Below are 20,953 nucleotides of genomic sequence, written 5' to 3' on the forward strand. Positions count from 1 at the left end.
CTCAGCGCCCCGGCTCGTCGTTCCAAAGAAGTTTGTGCAGCTGCATCTGCAGGCGCACCGGCAGGTTGTCGGCCACGATCCAGTCGGCCAGATCGGTAGCGCGCAGTTGATCCTTGCTCGGCGAGAACAGCACTTCGCCGGCACGACCGTCCAGCCCGTACTGAATCAGCTTGGACACGGCCCAGTCATAGTCTTCGCGCGAGCACAGGACGAACTTGACCTGGTCGTTGCGGGTCAGCAGCTCGATGTTCTCGTAACGGTTGCGATGGACTTCGAGAGAACCCGGTGTCTTCAAGTCGAGCACGCGACTGACGCGGGTGTCGACCGCGCTGATGTCGAGTGCGCCGCTGGTTTCCACGGAAACTTCATAGCCGGCATCGCAAAGCCGCTGCATCAACGGGATGGCATTGGGCTGAGCCAACGGCTCGCCTCCGGTGACGCACACATAACGGGGCTTGTAGCTGGCCACCTGCTCCATGAGCGAGTCGAGCGTGCGCTGGGTTCCCCCACTGAACGCGTAGGCGCTGTCGCAATATTGGCAGCGCAAGGGGCAACCGGTCAGGCGTACGAAAACCGTGGGCAAGCCGGCGGTCCGCGTCTCACCCTGCAACGAGTAGAAGACTTCGGTAATACGTAGTGTGTCTTGCATAGGGTCCACGGGCGTGACAGCGAAACAGGCTGACCGCCTCCGTTGGGCACTTCAGGCGGCCCGCGATCGCGCGGCCCCAGGAAGCGTGTTCATAAAATGGCGGCAAATTCTAACGAAAAAACCCGCGACAGGCGCGGGTTTCTTCGAATCACACGGCAAGCTTCACAATCTTTGCAGGTCTTTCTGCGCCAACTGTGCAGCGGACGTACCCGGATATTGGGTGACTACCTGCTGCAGAATGCCCTTGACCCGGTCGGTGTGGCCCAGGCGGCGCTCGACGTCGGCCAGCTTGTAGAGCGAATCCGGCACCTTGTTGTGCTTGGGATAGAGCTGGCTGACCTTGGCGAAAGCCTGGCCTGCGCCCTGCAGGTCACCCTTGGCAAGGTTGACCTCGCCCAGCCAGTATTGGGCATTGCCCGCATACTGGCTGTTCGGGTATTTGCGCAGGAACGCGGCGAAGGCCTGGCTGGCCTTGTCGAAATCCTTGGCCTTGATCAGGTCGAAGGCTGCATCGTAATACAGCTTCTCCTTGGCCGGATCGCCAGGCTCGGCACCTGCGGACGACTGGCCGGCAGCCGATGAAGCACCAGCGCCGCTAGACGCGCCGCTGGCTGAAGAATTATCCGGTTGAGCACTGGGCGCAGGTGCAACCCCCGAGCCAATCCGACGATCGAGTTCCTGATACCGCTCGAGCCCTTCCTGTTTCAGGCGCTGGATATCGTTCTGCTGGACTTCGACCTGACCTCGCAGACGTGCGATGTCTTCCTGCATTTGCTGCAGTTGCATGAACAGCTCGCCCTGAGCCGAGACAGGCGCTTGCGCGACTGTCCCGGCCGAGGCGCCGTTCGTACCGTAACCTGAGGGCGGATAGCTGCCACCAACGGCGCCACTGTTACCGTAGCCTCCATTGTTGTTGCTATCGACCACAGGCACCGCGCCCCAAGCCATCACAGGCAGGGCGAAAGCCAGAACAGTTACAGCACGACGGCACGTTCGCATGACGAATTACTTACGCAGTTCGACGCGACGGTTCTGAGCCCACGACTGCTCGTCGTTGCCAGTAGCCACTGGACGCTCTTCACCGTAGGAAACCAGTTCCAGCTGGGCTGGCGAAACGCCTTGCAGTACCAGGTAACGCTGAACGGCCTTGGCACGACGCTCGCCCAGTGCCAGGTTGTACTCGCGAGTACCGCGCTCGTCGGTGTTACCTTCCAGGACGACGCGAGCGCCGTTGGCTTTCAGGTCCTTGGCGTGAACGTCCAGAGCGCGCATGGCTTCTGGCTTCAGGTCCGAGCTGTCGTATTCGAAGTAGAACGTGGTGATAGCGCGCAGAGCAGCTTCTTCGCTCAGGGAACCGTCAACGGCACCGGTGTTTGCGCCGTAACCAGCGTTAGGGTCGACAGCAGCGCCGCCTTGACCGGCATCTTCGCCGCCTTTGGACGAGCAACCTACAGCTACGGACAAGGCCAGGGCCAGCGCAGCGAACTTACCAAACTTCAGCATTTCCATCGTGAAACTCCTAATGAACCCCAATGTGTTAAGTACAACGTATTACGCCGCGTCAGTTCAGGTAAGGGGACCAGGACGGTTCTCTGACTTCGCCTTGAGCGGTAGGAAGCGGGAGCCTCACGCGGCCGTTTAGCGACACGAGCATCAAGACTCCCCGGCCCTGCTGGCGGGTGGCGTAGATTACCATGGTGCCGTTGGGCGCAACAGTAGGCGACTCATCAAGAGTTGAATCTGTGAGGATCTTTACGCTTCCGCGCTCCAGGTCCTGCGCCGCCACCTTGAAATTGGTGAAACCATCTTGCCGATGGATCATTACAAGGGTCTTTTCGTCAGCCGAAAGTTTCGGGTTGGCATTGTAGTTGCCCACGAACGTCACACGCTCGGCATTGGCGCCACCGGATGTGCTGGTCTTGTAGATCTGTGGCTTGCCGCCACGGTCCGACGTGAAGTACAGGGTCGAACCGTCCTTGCCCCAGAAGGGTTCGGTATCGATGGCAGGGCTGTTGGTCACGCGGGTCAGCGCGCGCGAGGCCAGGTTCATCACGTAGATCTCCGGGTTGCCGTCCTTGGACAGCACCAGCGCCAGGCGATTGCCGTCCGGCGAGAACGCCGGTGCACCGTTTAGGCCTTCGAAGTTGGTCAACTGCTCGCGGCGACCGGTGTCGACGTTCTGCAGGAAGATCCGCGGACGACGCTGTTCGAACGATACATAGGCAATGTTGCGGCCGTTGGGCGAGTAGCGTGGCGACAGGATCGGCTCGCGCGACTGCAACAGGGTCACCGCACGTGCGCCGTCGTAGTCCGAACGCTGCAGGGTGTAACGGGTGGCATTGGTGCCGGCCCGTTCGGCGGTCACGTAGAGCATGCGCGTGGAGAACGCACCCTTGATCCCGGTCAGCTTCTCGAACGACTGATCGGAGATGAAGTGGGCCATGTCACGCAGCTGGTCGGTAGTGCCCGAGACGCTGCCGGTCAATACCTGTTGCTGGGTGTTGACGTTCAGCAGCGCGTATTGCACCTGCAAGCGGCCGCCGGCCGGCGTGATGCTGCCGACCATGACGTACTGGGCACCCAGCGCCTGCCAGTCGCGGTAGATGACTTCGCTGGCCTGGGAAGGCTGGCTGATCATGTTCTGCGGTGGAATGGGTGCGTAGTAGCCCGAGTTGCGCAGGTCGTTGCCGACGATCTCGGCAATGTTGTCAGGCAACACACTGCCGCCCTGGAAACCGAACGGCACGACGGCAATCGGCGTGGCACGGTCGGCACCGCTGGTGACCAGAATGTTCTTTTCGTCCGCAGAGGCCATGCCGGCTGCGCAGCAAAGGACGACGAGCAGTCCTCGAAGAAGGGTAATCACAAGGCAAGATCCTCAGGTGTAAATGTCATCTTGAAGGAACGATAGGGGTTGAAGTCAGCTGGTTTCAAACCCTGCATTTCCGTTAAACGGCCAATGTTCTTGACCGCAGCAACCGCCGAACTGTCGAAGGGACCATCGCCACTGGAGCGTGAGACGCTGACATTGGTGACGGTGCCATCGGGCAACATGTTGATCTGCAATACCACGGTCATGTTCTTGCGTGCCGAAGGCGGACGCGCCCACCCTTCGGCTGCTCGCGAGCGGATCAGATCGTCGAAGTTGCCCGCGACCTCATCACCCTGCTCGTCGGCGAGCGCCTGCTGGCGTTCAGGCTTGTCGGAAAGTAGATCGGCCAATGCCTGCGCCTTCTTGTCCTCCGCTGCCTTGCGAGCTGCGTCCTGAGCCTTCTTCTTCGCAGCATCGGCCGCAGCCTTCTTCTTCGCGTCCTCGGCGGCCTTCTTCTTCGCTTCCTCGGCCGCAGTGGCCTTCTTGGCGTCGTCTTCGGCTTTCTTCTTCGCGTCTTCGGCGGCCTTTTTCTTGGCGTCCTCGGCAGCCTTCTTCTTCGCGTCCTCGGCTGCCTCCTTCTTCGCCTCTTCCTGCTCGGCCTTCTTCTTGGCGATATCGGCCAGCTCGCTCTTCTTGGCTTCGGCCGCTTTTTCAGCGGCTTCGGCCTTGGCAGCCTCAGCCTTGGCCGCTGCTGCAGAGGCGGCTTCCGCCTTGGCCGCAGCATCGGACTTCTTGGCTTCGTCGGCCTTCTTCGCCGCTTCGGCCTTTTGAGCGGTTTCCTCTTTCTTTTGTTCCGCGGCCTTGATGGCTTCCTGCTCCAGCTTCTTGGTCTCCATCTGCTCGACTTCGGTCTGCCGCGCAGCAGACTTCTTCGCCTCGCCCGCCAGTTTCTGGTTGGTCTGGGTGGTGGCCTGGCTCTTGGACTTGAGCTGATAGAGCGTAGCCTGCACGATGGGTCGCGCTTCAGGCAGTTCGGGCGTCATGGCGAAACTGACGAACAGCATCCCGAAGATCAGCACGTGCAGGGCTACCGCCCAGACCGTGGGCCAGAAGAAGCTTTCCGAGGCTGAATGCTCTCGCTTTCGCATCAGGGGGCCTCGGTAATCAAGCCAACGTTACCGACACCTGCCTGCTGCAAACCACCCATGGCGCCCATGACAGCCCCGTAATCCACGGTCTTGTCACCGCGAATGAAGACCTGGGTCTTCTTGCCGCTGGCATTGCCCTGGTTGATGATCGCGGTGGCGGCCTGGGTCATCTGCGCCAGCGTCATGGCCTTGTCCTGCTGCTTTTCAGTGTCTACTTCCTTGCCGACGTTCCAGTAGTAGGTCTTGTCGGCCTTGATGGAAATGGTGAGCACCTGAGTGTTGTTGTCCTGCGGCAACGCTTCGCTGGAAACCTTGGGCAGATCGACCTTCACACCTTGGTTGATCATCGGAGCGGTGACCATGAAGATGACCAGCAGTACCAACATCACGTCGATGTAGGGCACCACGTTCATCTCGGCGACCGGCTTGCGTTTTGGGCGACGACCTCGAGTCATTGGGTTATCCCTGCTCACTCTTCGCTGGTGTGCACTTTACGGTGCAGGATGGCCTGGAACTCGTCAGCGAACGTGTAGTAGCGGTTGATCAGGGTTTCGCTGCGAGCAGCGAAACGGTTGTAGGCGATGACGGCCGGAATCGCTGCGAACAGACCGATGGCCGTGGCAATCAGTGCTTCGGCAATACCTGGCGCAACGGTGGCCAGAGTCGCCTGCTGCGCCGAGGCCAGGCCGCGGAACGAGTTCATGATGCCCCATACGGTACCGAACAGACCCACGTAGGGGCTGGTGGAACCGACGGTTGCCAGGAATGGCAGACCCTGTTCGAGCTTCTCCTCCTCACGGGAAATCGCCACGCGCATGGCACGGCCCACGCCTTCCATCACGGCATCGGGATCGACGCCCTGCTGCTGGCGCAGGCGGGAAAACTCCTTGAAGCCAGCACGGAAAATCTGCTCGACACCCGAATCAGGGTCGGGATTGCTGCCAGCCTGACGGTACAGCTTGGACAGGTCGATGCCCGACCAGAAGCGTTCCTCGAAGCTGTCCAGGGCACGACGACCGGCGCGCAGCATCGAACTGCGCTGAAAGATCATGACCCACGAGGTGACCGAGGCGGCCACCAGAATAAGCATTACCAACTGCACCACGACACTGGCATTGCTGACCAAACTCCACATGGAGGTATGGTCGACGACGTTAGCTTCCACGCTTAATCTCCTGCACTGGATTGTTTGCCCAGGCCGCCTGCGTCGGCAAAGGCCGTACGCAAGGCTGGGGGAATGGCCCGGGGTCTGAAGTTATCGGCGCGCACACAGGCCACCATGAACTGCCCTTCGCAGAGCAGCGTTGTATCTTTCACACGCCATACCTGCTGTTTGAAACGCAGGCTGGCGCGATTCAATTCGGTTATTTCGGCGGTCACCGCGAGCTCGTCGTCCAACCGCGCCGGCGCATGGTAGCGCGCCTCTGCCGAATGCACGACGAACAGCAGGTTCTCACCTGCCAGCTGCGACTGGACGAAACCCAGCGCACGCAAGCGCTCGGTACGAGCCCGCTCCATGAATTTGAGGTAGTTGACGTAATAGACGACGCTGCCGGCGTCGGTGTCTTCGTAATAGACCCGACACTGATGGGCGAACGCCTGAACCCCGTTTTGCGCGCGCATACTCTAGTGCTTACTCCTCAGGTTGCCAATCCGCCCGGGCAACTGTTTTTTCGTCGCGTGTGCAGGCAAGGGCCATGCAAAAGCCGTGTCAGCCCCTAGGACCACGGAAAGCCGAATTAGGTCGCTGTGCGAGGGGCCTTTCATGCTTCGATTTCTTCGGACATGGCATCGCTGCCCGGCATGTCGCCCAGCCGGTTGGGAATGTTCAGACCGAAATGCAGGTAGGCGTGGCGCGTCACGACCCGGCCGCGCGGGGTACGCATGATGTAGCCCTGCTGAATGAGGTAAGGCTCCAGGACGTCCTCGATGGTGTGGCGCTCTTCACTGATCGCTGCGGCGAGACTGTCGACACCCACCGGCCCACCGTCGAACTTCTCGATCATGGTCAGCAGCAGCCGGCGATCCTGGTGGTCGAAGCCGCGCTCGTCGACGTCGAGCATGTTCAGCGCCAGGTCGGCGATGGGCTTGGTGATGTGCCCCTTGCCACGCACCTGGGCGAAGTCGCGCACGCGGCGCAGCAGCCGATTGGCGATTCGCGGCGTACCGCGGGCGCGGCGGGCGATCTCGAAGGCACCTTCGTCCTCGATCTCCAGGTTGAGGATGTTGCCCGATCGACTGACGATGGTTGCAAGGTCCGCGGTGCTGTAGAACTCCAGGCGCTGGACGATACCGAAGCGGTCACGCAGCGGATTGGTCAGCATGCCCGCCCTGGTGGTGGCCCCGACCAGGGTGAACGGCGGCAGATCGAGCTTGATGGAACGTGCCGCGGGACCCTCGCCAATCATGATGTCGAGCTGGAAGTCCTCCATGGCCGGATACAGGACTTCCTCGACGATGGGCGACAGCCGGTGGATCTCGTCGATGAACAGCACATCGTGGGGTTCCAGGTTGGTGAGCAGGGCAGCCAGGTCGCCCGGCCGTTCCAGTACCGGCCCCGACGTACTCTTGATCGACACGCCCATTTCCTGGGCAATGATATTGGCCAAGGTCGTCTTGCCCAACCCGGGCGGGCCGAAGATCAAGGTGTGATCCAGGGATTCACTGCGCCCGCGCGCGGCCTGGATGAACAGCTCCATCTGCTCGCGCACGGTGGGCTGGCCAATGTAGTCGGCCAGGCTGAGCGGGCGGATGGCCCGATCCTGTATTTCTTCCCGATCGCGGCCGGTGGCGGCGATCAGACGGTCGGCTTCGATCACTTAGATCATTCCCTTCAACGAGCGGCGGATCAATTCTTCGCTGCTCAGCCCCTTGGCGTCGATGGCCGCCACGGCGCGACTGGCCTCCTGTGGCTTGTAGCCCAGGGAGATGAGCGCACTGACGGCATCGGCTTCGGCGCTGTTGACCGGCGCCGGCCCCTGCGGCCCGCTGGGCACCAGCTCGAACATGCTCGGCGTGGTCTGCCAGGCCTTGAAGCGATCCTTGAGTTCGACCAGAAGCCGCTCGGCGGTCTTCTTGCCCACGCCGGGTATCTTCACCAGCGCCGAGGTGTCCTGAGCCTGCACGCAGCGCACGAGTTCGTCGACGTCCAACCCCGACATCAGCGCCAGTGCCAGCTTGGGGCCTACACCGTTGAGGCGGATCAGCTCACGGAACAGCTCGCGCTCGCGCTTTTCATAGAAGCCATAGAGTAACTGAGCGTCTTCACGCACAACCAGGTGGGTGTGCAGGGTCACGCTTTCGCCGACCGGCGGCAGCCGATAGAGCGTGGTCATCGGCACTTCGAGCTCATAGCCCAGCCCGTTGACGTCGAGAATCAGGTGCGGCGGCTGCTTTTCAGCCAAGGTACCGCGCAGGCGTCCAATCACGTATGAATCCTTTGTCGGAAGGCGCAGTCACGCCCTGTTCATGCGGGCCAGTTCAAGGGCCAGTTCAAGGGCCATCATTACAGGACTGAGGTGAGCTGCAAGCAAAAAAGTTTGAAACGATGTAAGCCGCTACAGGCGCAGGCGCCCACCGCGACTGCGGGCGGCGCTCAGGCCGTGGGGCATGAGGCTGGACCGGGTGTGCGCGTGGGTGAGTGCGATGGCCAGGGCATCGGAGGCATCGATCTGGGGTTTCTGGGTCAGCTTGAGCAGGTGCATGACCATCATCTGTACCTGCTCCTTGTTGGCGGCACCGGTGCCGACGATGGCCTGCTTGACCTGGGTGGCACTGTACTCGGCGATCTCCAGCCCCTCCTCCGCCGCTGCAACGATGGCAGCGCCGCGCGCCTGACCCAGCTTCAGGGCCGAATCGGCGTTGCGCGCCATGAACACCCGCTCGATGCCCATGGTCACCGGACCGTAGGTCTGGATCACCTCACGCACCCCACGAAAAACGATTTGCAGACGATCATGCAGCAGTCCGCCGCCGGTACGAATACAGCCCGAAGCCACGTATTCGCAACCGCGGCCGGTTTCACGCACGACGCCAAACCCGGTGATGCGCGAGCCTGGGTCGATTCCAAGAATTAAAGTCATAAAGCCTGCAGTAGTGAGGAACACGGCTGATGCCTTCGCGGGTAGAACCCGCTCCCACATGGGTGTGCATAGCATGTGGGAGCGCCGCGGGCGGCGAGCCATCTACCGGCCAAGAAGCCGGCACTGGTAAAGCATGGCTTAGATGAAACACACGGGCCGATCAGCCAAGCTGCTCCATCACGGCGTCGGATATCTCGGCGTTGGAATAGACGTTTTGCACATCATCCAGATCTTCGAGCATGTCGATCAGCTTCAGCACCTTCTCGGCACCTTCCGCATCGAGTTCGGCACTGGTCGTCGGCGCCATGACGATCTCCGCTTCATCGGCATTGAAACCGGCCGCCTGCAGCGCATTGCCCACCGAGTAGAAGCTGGCGAACGAGGTGAACACGTCCATCGAGCCGTCGCCATGGGTCACGATGTCGTCGGCATCGGCCTCCATGGCCGCCTCCATCAACGCATCCTCGTCCACGCCCGGGGCGAAGGACAACTGCCCCTTGCGCTCGAACAGATACGCCACCGAACCATCGGTACCCAGATTGCCCCCGCATTTGCTGAACGCATGACGCACGGCGGCAGCGGTGCGATTGCGGTTGTCGGTCATGCATTCGACCAGCACGGCAATGCCACCAGGTCCGTAGCCCTCGTAGCTCAGCTCGACCACGTCGTCGCTGCCGGCTGCCCCGGTGCCTCGTGCAATCGCGCGATCGATGATGTCGCGACTCATGTTGGCGCTCAGCGCCTTGTCCAGCGCCAGGCGCAGACGCGGATTGGAACCTGGCTCGCCGCCGCCCTGGCGGGCAGCGACGGTCAGCTCACGAATCCACTTGGTGAAGATCTTGCCCCTCTTGGCATCCTGGCGCTCTTTGCGGTGCTTGATGTTCGCCCACTTGGAATGACCAGCCATAACGCAACTCCAGTTTCTGTGTGTTACCCATACGAACCCTGCCCCTGGCAAGGTTTTTCCACCGCACAACGCAAGGGCGCATCCGAAGATGCGCCCTGTCAGCAGTTACTCGGCCTTGGGCTGTTCGCGCAGGCGAATGTGCAGTTCACGCAGCGCCTTGGCATCGACCACGCCAGGCGCCTGGGTCATGACGTCGGCGGCGCTCTGGGTTTTCGGGAAGGCGATGACTTCACGGATCGACTGCGCACCGGTCATCAGCATGACCAGACGGTCCAGGCCGAAGGCCAGGCCACCATGGGGTGGTGCACCGTATTTCAGCGCGTCGAGCAGGAAGCCGAACTTCTCTTCCTGTTCCGCAGCTTCGATACCGAGCAGGCGGAACACGGCCTGCTGCATGTCCTTGCGGTGGATACGGATGGAACCGCCGCCCAGCTCGGTGCCGTTGAGTACCATGTCATAGGCGCGCGACAGGGCAGTGGCCGGGCTGGCCTCCAGCTCTGCAGGCGTGCACTTGGGCGCGGTGAACGGATGGTGCAGCGCGCTGAAGCTGCCGTCGTCGTTCTCTTCGAACATCGGGAAGTCGACGACCCACATCGGCGCCCATTCGCAGGTCAGCAGGTCGAGATCGTTGCCCAGCTTGATGCGCAGCGCACCCAATGCCTCGCTGACGATCTTGGCCTTGTCGGCGCCGAAGAACACGATGTCGCCATCGACCGCGCCAACGCGATCCAGGATCACGTCGAGGTTGGCTTCAGGGATGTTCTTGACGATCGGCGACTGCAGGCCCTCGACGCCCTTGGCGCGCTCGTTGACCTTGATGTAGGCCAGGCCCTTGGCGCCGTAGATGCCGACGAACTTGGTGTAATCGTCGATCTGCTTGCGCGGCATGCTCGCCCCGCCTGGAACGCGCAGTGCGGCAACGCGGCACTTGGCGTCGTTGGCCGGACCGCTGAAGACCTTGAACTCGACATCCTTGAGCTGATCGGCGACGTCAACCAGTTCCATCGGGTTGCGCAGGTCGGGCTTGTCCGAGCCGTAGCGGCGCATGGCTTCTTCGAAGGTCATGTGCGGGAAATCGCCGAACTCGACGTCGAGCACTTCCTTGAACAGCTTGCGCACCATGGTTTCGGTGATGCCGATGATTTCGCTCTCGTCGAGGAAACTTGTCTCGATGTCGATCTGAGTGAACTCGGGCTGACGATCGGCACGCAGGTCTTCATCGCGGAAGCACTTGGCGATCTGGTAGTAACGGTCGAAACCGGCCACCATCAGCAACTGCTTGAACAGCTGGGGCGACTGCGGCAGGGCGAAGAAGCTGCCGGGGTGGGTACGGCTGGGCACCAGGTAGTCACGTGCGCCTTCGGGGGTGGCACGGGTCAGGATCGGCGTTTCGACGTCGAGGAAACCGTTTTCGTCGAGGTAGCGGCGAATGCTGGTGGTGATGCGCGAGCGCAGGCGCAGCTTCTCGGCCATTTCGGGACGACGCAGGTCGATGAAGCGATAGCGCAGGCGCGTTTCCTCACCCACGTCGGAGTACTCGTTGAGCGGAAACGGCGGGGTTTCCGCTTCGTTCAGCACTTCGAGCTCGTAGCCCAGCACTTCGATGGCGCCAGACGCCATGTTCGGATTGACTGCGCCGGCGGGCCGCGCACGGACCTTGCCGGTGACCTTGACCACGTACTCGCTGCGCACGCGATCGGCGGCGGCGAAGCTGTCGGCGCGATCGGGGTCGAAGACCACCTGGGCCATGCCTTCACGATCCCGAATGTCGAGGAAGATCACCCCGCCATGGTCGCGACGGCGATGGACCCAGCCGCACAGGGTGATTTCCTGACCTTCCAGGGTCTCGTTCAGTTGGCCGCAATAGTGGCTGCGCATCATAGTAGTGGTTTCACTTCTCGTAATTCATGATTCGATGACGGCGTGTAGCTGGACACGCGGCACCCTGGACATAGTGCAGGAGCAGGCCGGGGCCGGGCAATTCACTCGGCCTTGTCGCCGCCTGCCAGATTCTTCTTGTTGCCGGTCTTGAAATCGGTCTCGTACCAGCCGGTGCCGCTGAGGCGGAAGCCCGGCATGGAAAGCACCTTTTTCAGTTGTGGCGCCTGGCAGGCAGGGCAATCGGTCAAAGGCTCGGCGCTGATCTTTTGAATGACTTCCATCTGATGACCGCAGGAAGCACATTGATAGTCGTACATCGGCATGGGTAGTGTCTCGGCAACCAAATGACCGCGGCGCAAGCGGCGCCAGGGCGAAACGCGGGATTATATCCGGTTAATCGACGCTGCGCAGCCGTCCAAGGTAACAGACGACGTTCGATCACGTCCCATCAAGTAGGTGACACAGACTACCCGCACCAGTCCGCTGAAATTCTTGACGCCGCCATGGCGCAGGTGGACTTCGCGGTCGACGTAGGAAAGCAGCGCGTTCACCGTGCATTCATTGGCCAGGGCGATGCGCTCGAGAATCTCCCAGTAGATCCGTTCCAGGCGCAGGCAGGTGGCGAAACCGTTCAAGCGAACCGAACGCGAGACGGGCCTGGCCAGGCCCATGTCGAAGTTGTCCGAGTAGGGATCGACGGCAAGCTTGCTCGATCGGTCGAGCTGGCGCGCCCGGGTGACGATGATGTTCCGTTCCATGGATCAGTGCTTCCTAGATGATCGCCCCTCCAACCCTGGAGGTGTGCTGACGGATCTATGGAAGCGTATCGGCGAACGATGACGACAGGGGAATACGGAAGTGCATACGTACGAAGAGCGGCGTCGTTGGGTAGGAGCGAACCCCCCGTACCCAGGCCGTGGCAGGCGGGAAAAGCTGGATCGACACGGCGGGCGCAGCAGTGCAAAAGGCGCCGCCGTGTCGCCAGGGATCAGCCTTCGAGCAGCGAACGCAACATCCAGGCAGTCTTCTCGTGCACCTGCATGCGCTGGGTCAGCAGGTCGGCCGTCGGCTCGTCGCTGACCTTGTCCAGCAGCGGGAAGATACCGCGGGCCGTGCGGGTGACAGCTTCCTGGCCTTCGACCAGTTGCTTGATCATGTCCTGGGCCGAGGGCACCCCTTCCTCTTCCTTGATCGAAGACAGGCGGGCATAGACCGAATAGGCGCCAGGCGCGGGAAAACCGAGGGCACGGATACGCTCGGCGATGGAGTCCACGGCCAGCGCCAGTTCGGTGTACTGCTCTTCGAACATCAGGTGCAGGGTACGGAAAGCCGGGCCGGTCACGTTCCAGTGGAAGTTGTGCGTCTTGAGGTACAGGACGTAGGTGTCAGAAAGCAGACGGGACAGGCCGTCCACGATCGATTTGCGATCTTCTTCGCTGATGCCGATATCGATTGCCATGTGATGTCCTTGATGAAGATGAATGTATACCACCACGGGTGGATGCCCACTTTACCAAGACCCATCGACCCACGCAGCTCCGGCCTCGGGCAAGTTGCGCAGGCTATCCGCCCGACGGCGTCGGGCGGCGCTCTGGCCGATTTGAGAAGGATCGGGCTTTGCTGTTAAATAGACCGCGTGCCGCCGGGGCGATTCATCAAGCCGTGGCGCATAGGCTGATCCCTGCAGATGCTCGGCAATTATTGTCACCCCAACGCTGTGCTTGTTGCGGTATCAGCTCTTCCTGATGCCTGATCTTAGAGTGAGCCAATCAAATGTTGAAAATCGTCCACCTCCTGACGGGCGCAGCGGCCGTGCTGCTGTCGTTCATACCAAGCCTGCGGGCCGATGTAGCGCCTTACCTGCAACAACCCGACGCAATCTACCTGGCGCTGTTCGGTCTGCTCAACCTGCTTCTGGCTCCAGTGATACCGCGCTGGAACAAAGGCCCACGTCATCTGTTGCAAAATCTGGTCAGTGTGCTGCTGGTTGCCTCGGTGATCACCCAGACCCTGACGTTGCTGGTGCCGCTGCCGGCCATCGGCATCCTGCCGGGCCTGTTGTGCGCACTGCTCGCGTGCCTGGCGCACCTGTCGATCAGCTTCTACCGCGCGTCACCGGCACCCAGCGCCGTGCAGTACGACATGACCAACCGCGATACCGGTACGGTGAAGTGGTTCAACACGTCGAAGGGCTTCGGCTTCATTTCCCGCGATTCCGGCGACGACATCTTCGTGCATTTTCGTGCCATTCGTGGCGAAGGCCATCGCGTGCTGGTCGAAGGCCAACGGGTCGAGTTCTCGGTCATGAACCGTGACAAGGGTCTGCAGGCCGAAGACGTGATTGCGGCATCGCCACGTCGCTGACTCCAATGCAGCAATAAAAAAACGCGGGCATTGCCCGCGTTTTTCATTGCCGAAAAAAAGATTTCAGTAATGCGGCGGCGGCGCCTCCTGGGTAGCCGTTTCGAACTGGCCGACCATTTCTTCCTGACGCTTGAGCAGCGCGGCCAACTGCATCTGCAGGCGCTCGATCGCCCGCTGTTGCAGGATCAGTTCGTCGCTGAGCGAAGACAGGGTGTCATCCTGAAAAGCCAGACGTGTCTCCAGCTCCATCACGCGATCTTCCAGACTCATGCCCTGCCCTCCGTAAAAATGAAATCGGTGCCCAGCACGCCTGCCAGCCTTTGGCGAACCGCCACCAATTGCTCGGGAGTGTAAGGCATGGACGGCAGCTTGCCCCACACAGGCGCAGGCCAGGCCGCGTCGGCCCGGTAGCGAACGATCACGTGCATATGCAACTGACTCACGACATTGCCCAGGGTCGCGATGTTGATCTTGTCGGCGCCATAGTGCTGGTGAAGCAACTTTGCCAATGCATTGGTTTCGCTCCACAGCACTTCACGGTCTGCGTCATCGAGTTCGAAGACCTCGGTGATATCCGGGCGTCGCGGCACCAGAATGAACCAGGGATACCTGGCGTCATTACTGAGCAGCAGGCGACAAAGTGCGAAGTCACCGATGACATGAGCGTCTCCGGCAAGTCGGGCATCCAGGCTGAACACGGGCGTTCTCCACAGGAAGGAATGGGGGATCGAGGCATGGCCGCGAATCATCGAATGCCAAGGATAGCGTGCCTGATCGGTTTTTTCCGAACCCACCGGCATCAACTCGACATGCCTGCAACCGGCGCATCTCGCACCGAGTCGTAAGGGAAGCACGGTTTTGGTGCCTTCCGCCCCAGGATCGCCCGCGGCATCAGGGCTTGCCGAACCGCCTTTCGCTGCAGTTCACGCGCTTTATGCAGTACCGCGCGTAACCGCCTGACAAGCGGTCCTTCTTTACGTGGGCACAGCGTTGCCAATTCCTGTCGGTGGTCTAGCCTTGCCATTCAGGACGTCACCTTTCGCACCAAAAAGGTCCACCAGGGAAGGTCTCGGTGCATCAAGGCCTCGCAATCTACCCACTCTTGTCACCCTGCGGTAACGTTTGCGCCGCGAAACAGGATTCACTCGCACAGCGGTATTCGTTGCCGAGGAAAGCAGGAATGGCCCGATGCGCCGGTTTTACGCGGGCTTGGCCGAACCACTGGAAGAAAAGTGAAAAATATGTGAACTGCTGGCACGTTTGTGCACGCTTGTTGCATTCATCCCAGCACGGTCACCGGGGACGTGGGAAGACGAAACCGGAACAAACGGAAACAGTGAATCAATGACGCACGTTAGTGCAGGCACGCAACCCAAGTGTGGTTGTAAGCCTGGACATGCAACAGCGGACTTGAAGTATCGCCAACATGACCGGCGTGGTATACGTTCCGCGCCGTCATAAAAAGAAAGAACTGCCTCAGATAAAAAAACAGGTGAGGCAGTGGTTACTCTTCTTAAAAACCAAAGGAGCAAATCACGATGCGCGTGATGAAGTGGAGCATGATCGCACTGGCTGTAACAGCCGGCACCTCGCAGTTGGCTTTGGCCTCCGCCCAGGACGAGTCCAAGGGTTTCGTGGAAGACAGCACCCTGAACCTCAAGCTGCGTGCCTTGTACATGAACCGTGACTACAAGCACGGCGCAGGCAACCCTACCGCAGGCAGCGACAAGGGCTATCGTGAAGACACTGGCCTTGGCGCCCAGATGTTCTACGAGTCGGGCTTCACCCAAGGCACCATCGGTGCCGGTGTCGATGCAATGGGCTTCGGTTCGGTACGCCTGGACGGCGGTACCGGTCGCCGCAGCAACGGCCTGTTCGCAGCCGACGACGAAGGCAACCTGGAACACAGCCAGACCAAGGGCGGAGCGGCCGTCAAGTTCCGCTTCTCCAACACCGTACTCAAATACGGCCAGCAGATCGTTGCCAGCCCGGTCTTCGCGACCGATGACGGCCGTCTGTTGCCTGAAGTCGCTACCGGCACGTCGATCACCAGCAACGAAATTGACAACCTGACCCTGAACATCGGTCGCTTCACCTCGATGAGCGCGCAGACCGGCATGGGTCACGACTCCCTGGGCCTGAAGTCCGCCGACATCGCCGGCGCCACCTACGCCTTCACCAAGAACTTCACCGGTACGGTCGCTGCGTCCGACGTGGAAGATTACTGGAAGCGTCAGTACGTCAACCTGAACTACACCCTGCCGATCGACGACCTGCAGTCGCTGAACTTCGACTTCAACGCCTATCGCACCAAGAGCCAGGGCGAAGATCTGGGCGGCGACGTCGACAACAAGATCTGGAGCACCGCGGTTGCCTATAGCCTGGGCGCGCACAAGTTCACCCTGGGCTACCAGCGCAGTTCCGGCGACACCGGCTACGCCTACGGCGTGGACGGCGGCGGCACCGTGTTCCTGAACAACTCCGTTCAGTACTCCGACTTCGTCGGCGCCGAAGAGAAATCGTGGCAGGTTCGCTACGACATCAACATGGCAACCTACGGCGTACCTGGCCTGAGCTTCATGACTCGCTACATCACTGGCGACAACATCGAAGCCAGCAACGGTGAAGAAGGCAAAGAGCACGAGTGGGACTTCGAAACCAAGTACGTGGTTCAGCAAGGCCCGATCAAGGACATGTCCTTCCGCCTGCGTAGCGCCATCTACCGCGCCAACAACGCCTACGATGCCGACTACGGTCCGTCGAACAACGACCTGCGCTTCATCGTCGAGTACCCTCTGAGCATCATGTAACAGCCCAGCAGGTCGCTTCACCTCGAAAAGCCCGGCCCTGCCGGGCTTTTCTGCGTCTGGATCGCGGCGCCCGGCAAAGCCCGGCCCTACGCCTGTACGTCGCCCAATCACCCCCGTACAATGCCAGACCTCGATAAAATTTCGCGAAGACAACGGTCAACCATGCGCACCAGTCAATATCTGCTCGCCACACAGAAAGAAACCCCTTCCGATGCGGTCGTGATCAGCCATCAGCTGATGCTGCGTGCCGGCATGATCCGCAAGCTCGCTTCGGGCCTGTACACATGGTTGCCGATGGGTCTTCGGGTGATGCGCAAGGTTGAGCGGATCGTGCGCGAGGAAATGGACGCCGCCGGCGCTCTCGAAGTGCTGATGCCCGGCATCCAGCCGGCCGAACTGTGGCAGGAGTCGGGGCGCTGGGAGCAGTACGGTCCCGAGCTGCTGCGCCTCAAGGACCGCCACGACCGTGACTTCTGCGCCGGCCCCACCCACGAAGAAGTCATCACCGACCTGATGCGCAACGAGCTAAACAGCTACAAGCAGTTGCCCATCAATCTCTACCAGATCCAGACCAAGTTCCGTGACGAGATCCGTCCGCGCTTCGGCCTGATGCGCGGTCGCGAGTTCATCATGAAGGATGCGTACTCCTTCCACGCCGACCAGCCCTCGCTGCAGGCCACCTATGACCGCATGCACCTGGCCTACAGCAACATCTTCACCCGCCTGGGCCTGAAGTTTCGCGCGGTGGAAGCCGACAACGGCTCCATCGGCGGCGCCGGCTCCCACGAATTCCATGTGCTGGCAGAGTCCGGCGAAGACGACATCGTCTTCAGCGATACGTCCGACTACGCAGCCAACATCGAGAAGGCCGAGGCGATCCCCCGCGAAACCGAGCGTGGCGCCGCACTCGAGGAACTGCGCCTGGTCGACACGCCCAACGCCAAGACCATCGCCCAACTGGTGGAAAACTTCGGCCTGCCGATCGAGAAGACCGTGAAGACGCTGGTGGTCCACGCCGCCGAAGACGGCAAATTGATTGCCTTGATCATCCGTGGCGATCACGAGCTGAACGAGATCAAGGCCGCCAACCAACCGCTGGTTGCCAATCCGCTGGTCATGGCCAGCGAAGCGGAACTGCGTGATGCCATCGGCGCGGGCGCAGGTTCCCTGGGCCCAATGAACCTGCCCCTGACCTGTATCATCGATCGCTCGGTAGCTTTCATGAGCGATTTCGCCGTGGGCGCCAACATCGACGACAAGCATTACTTCGGCGTCAACTGGGAGCGCGATCTGCCGCTGCCCGAGATTGCCGATCTGCGCAACGTGGTCGACGGCGACACCAGCCCGGATGGCCAGGGCACCCTGACCATCAAGCGCGGTATCGAGGTGGGTCACATCTTCCAGCTGGGCACCAAGTACAGCGAAGCCATGAAGTGCCAGGTACTGGGTGAGAACGGCAAGCCGGTGACCTTGGCCATGGGCTGCTACGGCATCGGTGTGTCGCGCGTGGTGGCTGCTGCCATCGAGCAGAACAACGATGCTGGCGGCATCATCTGGAGCGATACCCTGGCGCCTTTCCAGGTCGCCCTGGTGCCGTTGCGCTACGAAACCGAGCAAGTGCGCGAAGCCACCGACCGGCTGTACGCGGAATTGACCGAGGCGGGCTTCGAAGTGCTGCTGGACGACCGCGACAAGAAAACCAGCCCCGGGATCAAGTTCGCCGACATGGAGCTGATCGGCATTCCCCATCGGATCGTCATCAGCGACCGTGGCCTGGCCGAAGGCAACCTGGAATACAAGAGCCGTACCGAGGAAGCCGCACAGGCCTTGCCTGTCGACGACGTCCTGTCTTTCATCCAGGCTCGCGTGCGCCGCTGACAGATTCGAGAAACCATGTTCAAGCGAACTACCTTGGCCTTCGGTGGTGCTGCCCTGTGCAGCACCCTGCTGGTCAGTGGCTGTGCCAACCAGATGTCGCAGCGCAACGAACACGAAGAGCGCATCGAGCGCAAGCTGCTCGAACACAGCGTGCAGATCGACCTGGGCAAGCCCGAGGTGCTGCAGACGCCGCAACGCCGCGTGCGCATTCGTGAACTCAAGGATTTCGAGGTCACGGCGTTCGAGACCACACGTCACTACGACCGCTACACCCCCTATCAACCCTGGCGTGAAGTCTACGAGATTCCGCTAGGGGTGGTGGCCGTAGTAGCCGGCGTCGGCGCCAACGTGGTGAACGTGGCGACCTTCGGCAGCCTGCCCGACAGCGTGACCAAGGACTGGGTCAGCTACGGTTTCGCCGGGCTCAATCCGTTCATGAACGTGCAGTCCAACGGCCGTGCCGAGCAGAACCTTGCCGGTATCGACGAGGTGCAGACAGACAGGCGCGTGGAGCACGACAGCACGCCATGGAGCGAGCGGCCTGTACAAGTGGGCACCGGCCGCAAGACCTATGACCTGGAAACCGACGCCAACGGTGTGTTGCGCATCAACCTGCTCGACAACCCGTTTGCGGAACAGGATCTGACCCACGTCACACGCCTGCAACTGAGCGTGGTGGACGAGGAAAGCCAGACCCGGGCCAGCGCCCTGCTGCCGGTGAGCCCGGACCTGCGCGGCAAACTGGCCGAAGCGCACACGCTGATCTTCGATGACCTGGAAGGTGACGAGGTCGGTCAGTGGGTGTATCGGGTCAAGCGCCTGGCCGAACTGGGCCTGGAAGACGAAGCCAGCGAACTGGAACAGAGCCTGATCGAGCTGACCCGCAACGACCCCGAATTGCAGCAGGATTTCCTCAAGTCGCTGCGCAGGGATACCGGCCGACTGGTCGCCGATCCCGGGACCTGAGCCAGCCGGTCAGCCGTCGCTGAACAGTTCCAGCTGCTCGTGGGCCCCACGCAGGTCCAGCAGGCGCACGCCGATGCCCAACAGGCGCACCGGCTTGCCGCCACGGGCGAAGGCCTGACCCAGTAGCTGCCGGTAGCTTTCCAGGTCCCTGCCCGCCCCTGCCTGTTCCAGGGTGGTCTGGGTAAAGTCGTGAAACTTCACTTTGACGAAAGGCTTGCCCGGACGATAGCTGCTGTCGATCCGGTCGATGCGCTCGGCCAGGGTCTGCATCAGCTCTGGAAGCTTGTCCAGGCAACTGGCCAGATCCGGCAGGTCCGCCTCGTAGGTGTTTTCCACGCTGATGGACTGCCGCCGACTGTCGTTCTGCACCACGCGCTCGTCGATGCCGCGTGCCAGGCTGTAGAGACGCTCGCCAAAGCTGCCGAATTCGCGCACCAGCGCCAGCTTGGTCCATTCACGCAGTTCCAGGCAGCTGTCGATCCCCAGGCGGGCCAGCTTGTCGGCGGTGACCTTGCCTACGCCATGTAGCTTGGTGACCGGCAAGGCGGCGACGAAATCTTCGATCTGTGCCGGGGTGATGACGAACAGGCCGTCCGGCTTGCGCCAGTCGCTGGCGATCTTGGCCAGAAATTTGTTTGGCGCCACCCCCGCCGAAACCGTGATGTGCAGGCGCTTGGATACCTTGCGTCGGATGTCCTGGGCAATTCGCGTGGCGCTGCCGGAAAAGTGAGGGCAGTCGGAAACGTCGAGGTAGGCCTCGTCCAGCGACAGCGGCTCGATCAGGTCGGTGTACTCGCGAAAAATCCCCTGAATCTCCCGCGACGCTTCTTTATAGGCATCCATGCGCGGTTTGACGATGGTCAGGTCGGGGCACAGTTTGATCGCGTGCCGCGAGCTCATGGCTGAACGCACGCCATAGGCGCGAGCTTCATAGTTGCAGGTGGCGATCACCCCGCGACGCTCCGCCGAGCCGCCGACGGCCAGTGGCTTGCCGGCCAGCCGGGGGTCGTCACGCATTTCGATGGCGGCATAGAAGCAGTCACAGTCGACATGGATGATCTTGCGCTGCGTCATGGTCTGGGCGGGGTACCAAGCTGGTAAAAGATCGTACAAAAACAACAGTATTATCTCACTCGCAGCGATAAGCGCCATGGCCAAAGCCCGGCGCGCATTCTTTTGCCCATCGACAAATCCGCCTAATACCGCTGGAAGCCCCGCCCCGCCTGACTCGTAGCACTATCGGCAAAGCTAAGCGATTGATGGAAAAGAGTTTTCTTGAAATCAGGGTTTGACAAGCAGGCGCTGCGCTGTAGAATAGCCCACACAGACGCGGGATGGAGCAGTCTGGTAGCTCGTCGGGCTCATAACCCGAAGGTCGTCGGTTCAAATCCGGCTCCCGCAACCAAATAACGAAGAAGGCCACTTGAAAAAGTGGCCTTTTTTGTTGCCTGCAATT

General features: G+C 61.2%; 23 protein-coding genes and 1 tRNA gene. 5 read left to right on the forward strand and 19 right to left on the reverse strand.

Annotated features, from left to right (window positions below; genetic code table 11):
* Position 1: 1 nt before the first annotated feature.
* The 16 genes from queE to IFT80_RS05580 form a co-directional block, all read right to left on the reverse strand.
* Positions 2-649, reverse strand: a complete 648-nt coding sequence (queE, locus tag IFT80_RS05505) for a 7-carboxy-7-deazaguanine synthase QueE (RefSeq protein WP_122479306.1) — start codon at positions 647-649, stop codon at positions 2-4.
* Between the two features lie 162 nt (positions 650-811).
* Positions 812-1,648, reverse strand: coding sequence for a tol-pal system protein YbgF (gene ybgF, locus IFT80_RS05510; RefSeq protein ID WP_185793943.1), 837 nt, complete (start codon positions 1,646-1,648; stop codon positions 812-814).
* A gap of 6 nt (positions 1,649-1,654) precedes the next feature.
* Positions 1,655-2,158 (reverse strand): peptidoglycan-associated lipoprotein Pal, encoded by a 504-nt coding sequence (pal, locus tag IFT80_RS05515; protein ID WP_043187198.1) that lies wholly within the window; start codon positions 2,156-2,158, stop codon positions 1,655-1,657.
* 52 nt (positions 2,159-2,210) lie between these two features.
* The gene (tolB, locus tag IFT80_RS05520) at positions 2,211-3,515 is read right to left on the reverse strand and encodes a Tol-Pal system beta propeller repeat protein TolB (protein ID WP_122479308.1); all 1,305 of its coding nucleotides are present in this window, start codon (positions 3,513-3,515) and stop codon (positions 2,211-2,213) included.
* On the reverse strand, positions 3,512-4,609 hold the full coding sequence (gene tolA, locus IFT80_RS05525; RefSeq protein ID WP_446730837.1) for a cell envelope integrity protein TolA: 1,098 nt from the start codon (positions 4,607-4,609) through the stop codon (positions 3,512-3,514). Before tolA ends, tolB begins: the two co-directional genes overlap by 4 nt.
* On the reverse strand, positions 4,609-5,064 hold the full coding sequence (gene tolR / locus IFT80_RS05530) for a protein TolR (RefSeq protein ID WP_122479310.1): 456 nt from the start codon (positions 5,062-5,064) through the stop codon (positions 4,609-4,611). The genes tolA and tolR overlap by 1 nt, the downstream gene beginning before the upstream one ends.
* A gap of 14 nt (positions 5,065-5,078) precedes the next feature.
* Positions 5,079-5,774 (reverse strand): protein TolQ, encoded by a 696-nt coding sequence (tolQ, locus tag IFT80_RS05535; protein ID WP_122479311.1) that lies wholly within the window; start codon positions 5,772-5,774, stop codon positions 5,079-5,081.
* Between the two features lie 2 nt (positions 5,775-5,776).
* Positions 5,777-6,232: a tol-pal system-associated acyl-CoA thioesterase gene (gene ybgC, locus IFT80_RS05540; protein WP_192136945.1), complete on the reverse strand. Its 456-nt coding sequence runs from the start codon at positions 6,230-6,232 to the stop codon at positions 5,777-5,779.
* 140 nt (positions 6,233-6,372) lie between these two features.
* Positions 6,373-7,428, reverse strand: a complete 1,056-nt coding sequence (gene ruvB / locus IFT80_RS05545) for a Holliday junction branch migration DNA helicase RuvB (RefSeq protein WP_192136946.1) — start codon at positions 7,426-7,428, stop codon at positions 6,373-6,375.
* On the reverse strand, positions 7,429-8,037 hold the full coding sequence (gene ruvA / locus IFT80_RS05550; protein ID WP_122479314.1) for a Holliday junction branch migration protein RuvA: 609 nt from the start codon (positions 8,035-8,037) through the stop codon (positions 7,429-7,431).
* A 129-nt stretch (positions 8,038-8,166) separates the two neighbouring features.
* Positions 8,167-8,691: a crossover junction endodeoxyribonuclease RuvC gene (ruvC, locus tag IFT80_RS05555; protein WP_122479315.1), complete on the reverse strand. Its 525-nt coding sequence runs from the start codon at positions 8,689-8,691 to the stop codon at positions 8,167-8,169.
* Between the two features lie 160 nt (positions 8,692-8,851).
* A complete protein-coding gene (locus tag IFT80_RS05560) occupies positions 8,852-9,598 on the reverse strand; it encodes a YebC/PmpR family DNA-binding transcriptional regulator (protein ID WP_192136947.1) in 747 nt (248 codons plus the stop codon).
* 105 nt (positions 9,599-9,703) lie between these two features.
* Positions 9,704-11,479 carry an aspartate--tRNA ligase gene (gene aspS / locus IFT80_RS05565; protein ID WP_192136948.1) on the reverse strand — a complete coding sequence of 592 codons (1,776 nt, stop codon included), beginning with the start codon at positions 11,477-11,479 and terminating at the stop codon, positions 9,704-9,706.
* A gap of 101 nt (positions 11,480-11,580) precedes the next feature.
* Positions 11,581-11,802 (reverse strand): FmdB family zinc ribbon protein, encoded by a 222-nt coding sequence (locus IFT80_RS05570; protein ID WP_122479318.1) that lies wholly within the window; start codon positions 11,800-11,802, stop codon positions 11,581-11,583.
* A gap of 60 nt (positions 11,803-11,862) precedes the next feature.
* Positions 11,863-12,150 carry a ribbon-helix-helix domain-containing protein gene (locus IFT80_RS05575; RefSeq protein ID WP_122479717.1) on the reverse strand — a complete coding sequence of 96 codons (288 nt, stop codon included), beginning with the start codon at positions 12,148-12,150 and terminating at the stop codon, positions 11,863-11,865.
* A 317-nt stretch (positions 12,151-12,467) separates the two neighbouring features.
* Entirely contained in the window at positions 12,468-12,938 is a 471-nt protein-coding gene (locus tag IFT80_RS05580; RefSeq protein WP_090356750.1) for a Dps family protein, read from the reverse strand.
* A 314-nt stretch (positions 12,939-13,252) separates the two neighbouring features.
* Here IFT80_RS05580 and IFT80_RS21710 point away from each other — a divergent pair, with 314 nt between their 5' ends.
* Positions 13,253-13,843, forward strand: a complete 591-nt coding sequence (locus IFT80_RS21710) for a cold-shock protein (RefSeq protein WP_049861522.1) — start codon at positions 13,253-13,255, stop codon at positions 13,841-13,843.
* Positions 13,844-13,906: 63 nt separating this feature from the next.
* On the opposite strand, the gene IFT80_RS05590 is transcribed toward IFT80_RS21710, so the two are convergent.
* Both IFT80_RS05590 and IFT80_RS05595 read right to left on the reverse strand, forming a co-directional pair.
* Entirely contained in the window at positions 13,907-14,113 is a 207-nt protein-coding gene (locus IFT80_RS05590; protein ID WP_049861523.1) for a SlyX family protein, read from the reverse strand.
* Positions 14,110-14,541 carry an HIT domain-containing protein gene (locus IFT80_RS05595; protein ID WP_192136949.1) on the reverse strand — a complete coding sequence of 144 codons (432 nt, stop codon included), beginning with the start codon at positions 14,539-14,541 and terminating at the stop codon, positions 14,110-14,112. The genes IFT80_RS05590 and IFT80_RS05595 overlap by 4 nt, the downstream gene beginning before the upstream one ends.
* Before the next feature lie 840 nt (positions 14,542-15,381).
* On the opposite strand from IFT80_RS05595, the gene IFT80_RS05600 reads away from it, so the two are divergent.
* The 3 genes from IFT80_RS05600 (at position 15,382) to IFT80_RS05610 (ending at position 19,497) form a co-directional block, all read left to right on the forward strand.
* Positions 15,382-16,653, forward strand: coding sequence for an OprD family porin (locus IFT80_RS05600; protein WP_122479320.1), 1,272 nt, complete (start codon positions 15,382-15,384; stop codon positions 16,651-16,653).
* Between the two features lie 162 nt (positions 16,654-16,815).
* Positions 16,816-18,531: a proline--tRNA ligase gene (locus IFT80_RS05605; RefSeq protein WP_192057585.1), complete on the forward strand. Its 1,716-nt coding sequence runs from the start codon at positions 16,816-16,818 to the stop codon at positions 18,529-18,531.
* Between the two features lie 15 nt (positions 18,532-18,546).
* Entirely contained in the window at positions 18,547-19,497 is a 951-nt protein-coding gene (locus IFT80_RS05610) for a hypothetical protein (protein WP_122479322.1), read from the forward strand.
* Positions 19,498-19,506: 9 nt separating this feature from the next.
* Here IFT80_RS05610 and dinB read toward each other — a convergent pair whose 3' ends face one another.
* Positions 19,507-20,571: a DNA polymerase IV gene (gene dinB / locus IFT80_RS05615; protein WP_192057586.1), complete on the reverse strand. Its 1,065-nt coding sequence runs from the start codon at positions 20,569-20,571 to the stop codon at positions 19,507-19,509.
* A gap of 254 nt (positions 20,572-20,825) precedes the next feature.
* Between dinB and IFT80_RS05620 the strand changes: the two genes are divergently transcribed.
* Positions 20,826-20,902, forward strand: a tRNA-Met gene (locus IFT80_RS05620).
* The last annotated feature ends 51 nt before the right edge of the window (positions 20,903-20,953 follow it).

The sequence above is a fragment of the Pseudomonas sp. CFBP 8771 genome, from assembly GCF_014841695.1.
Classification (GTDB): domain Bacteria; phylum Pseudomonadota; class Gammaproteobacteria; order Pseudomonadales; family Pseudomonadaceae; genus Aquipseudomonas; species Aquipseudomonas baltica.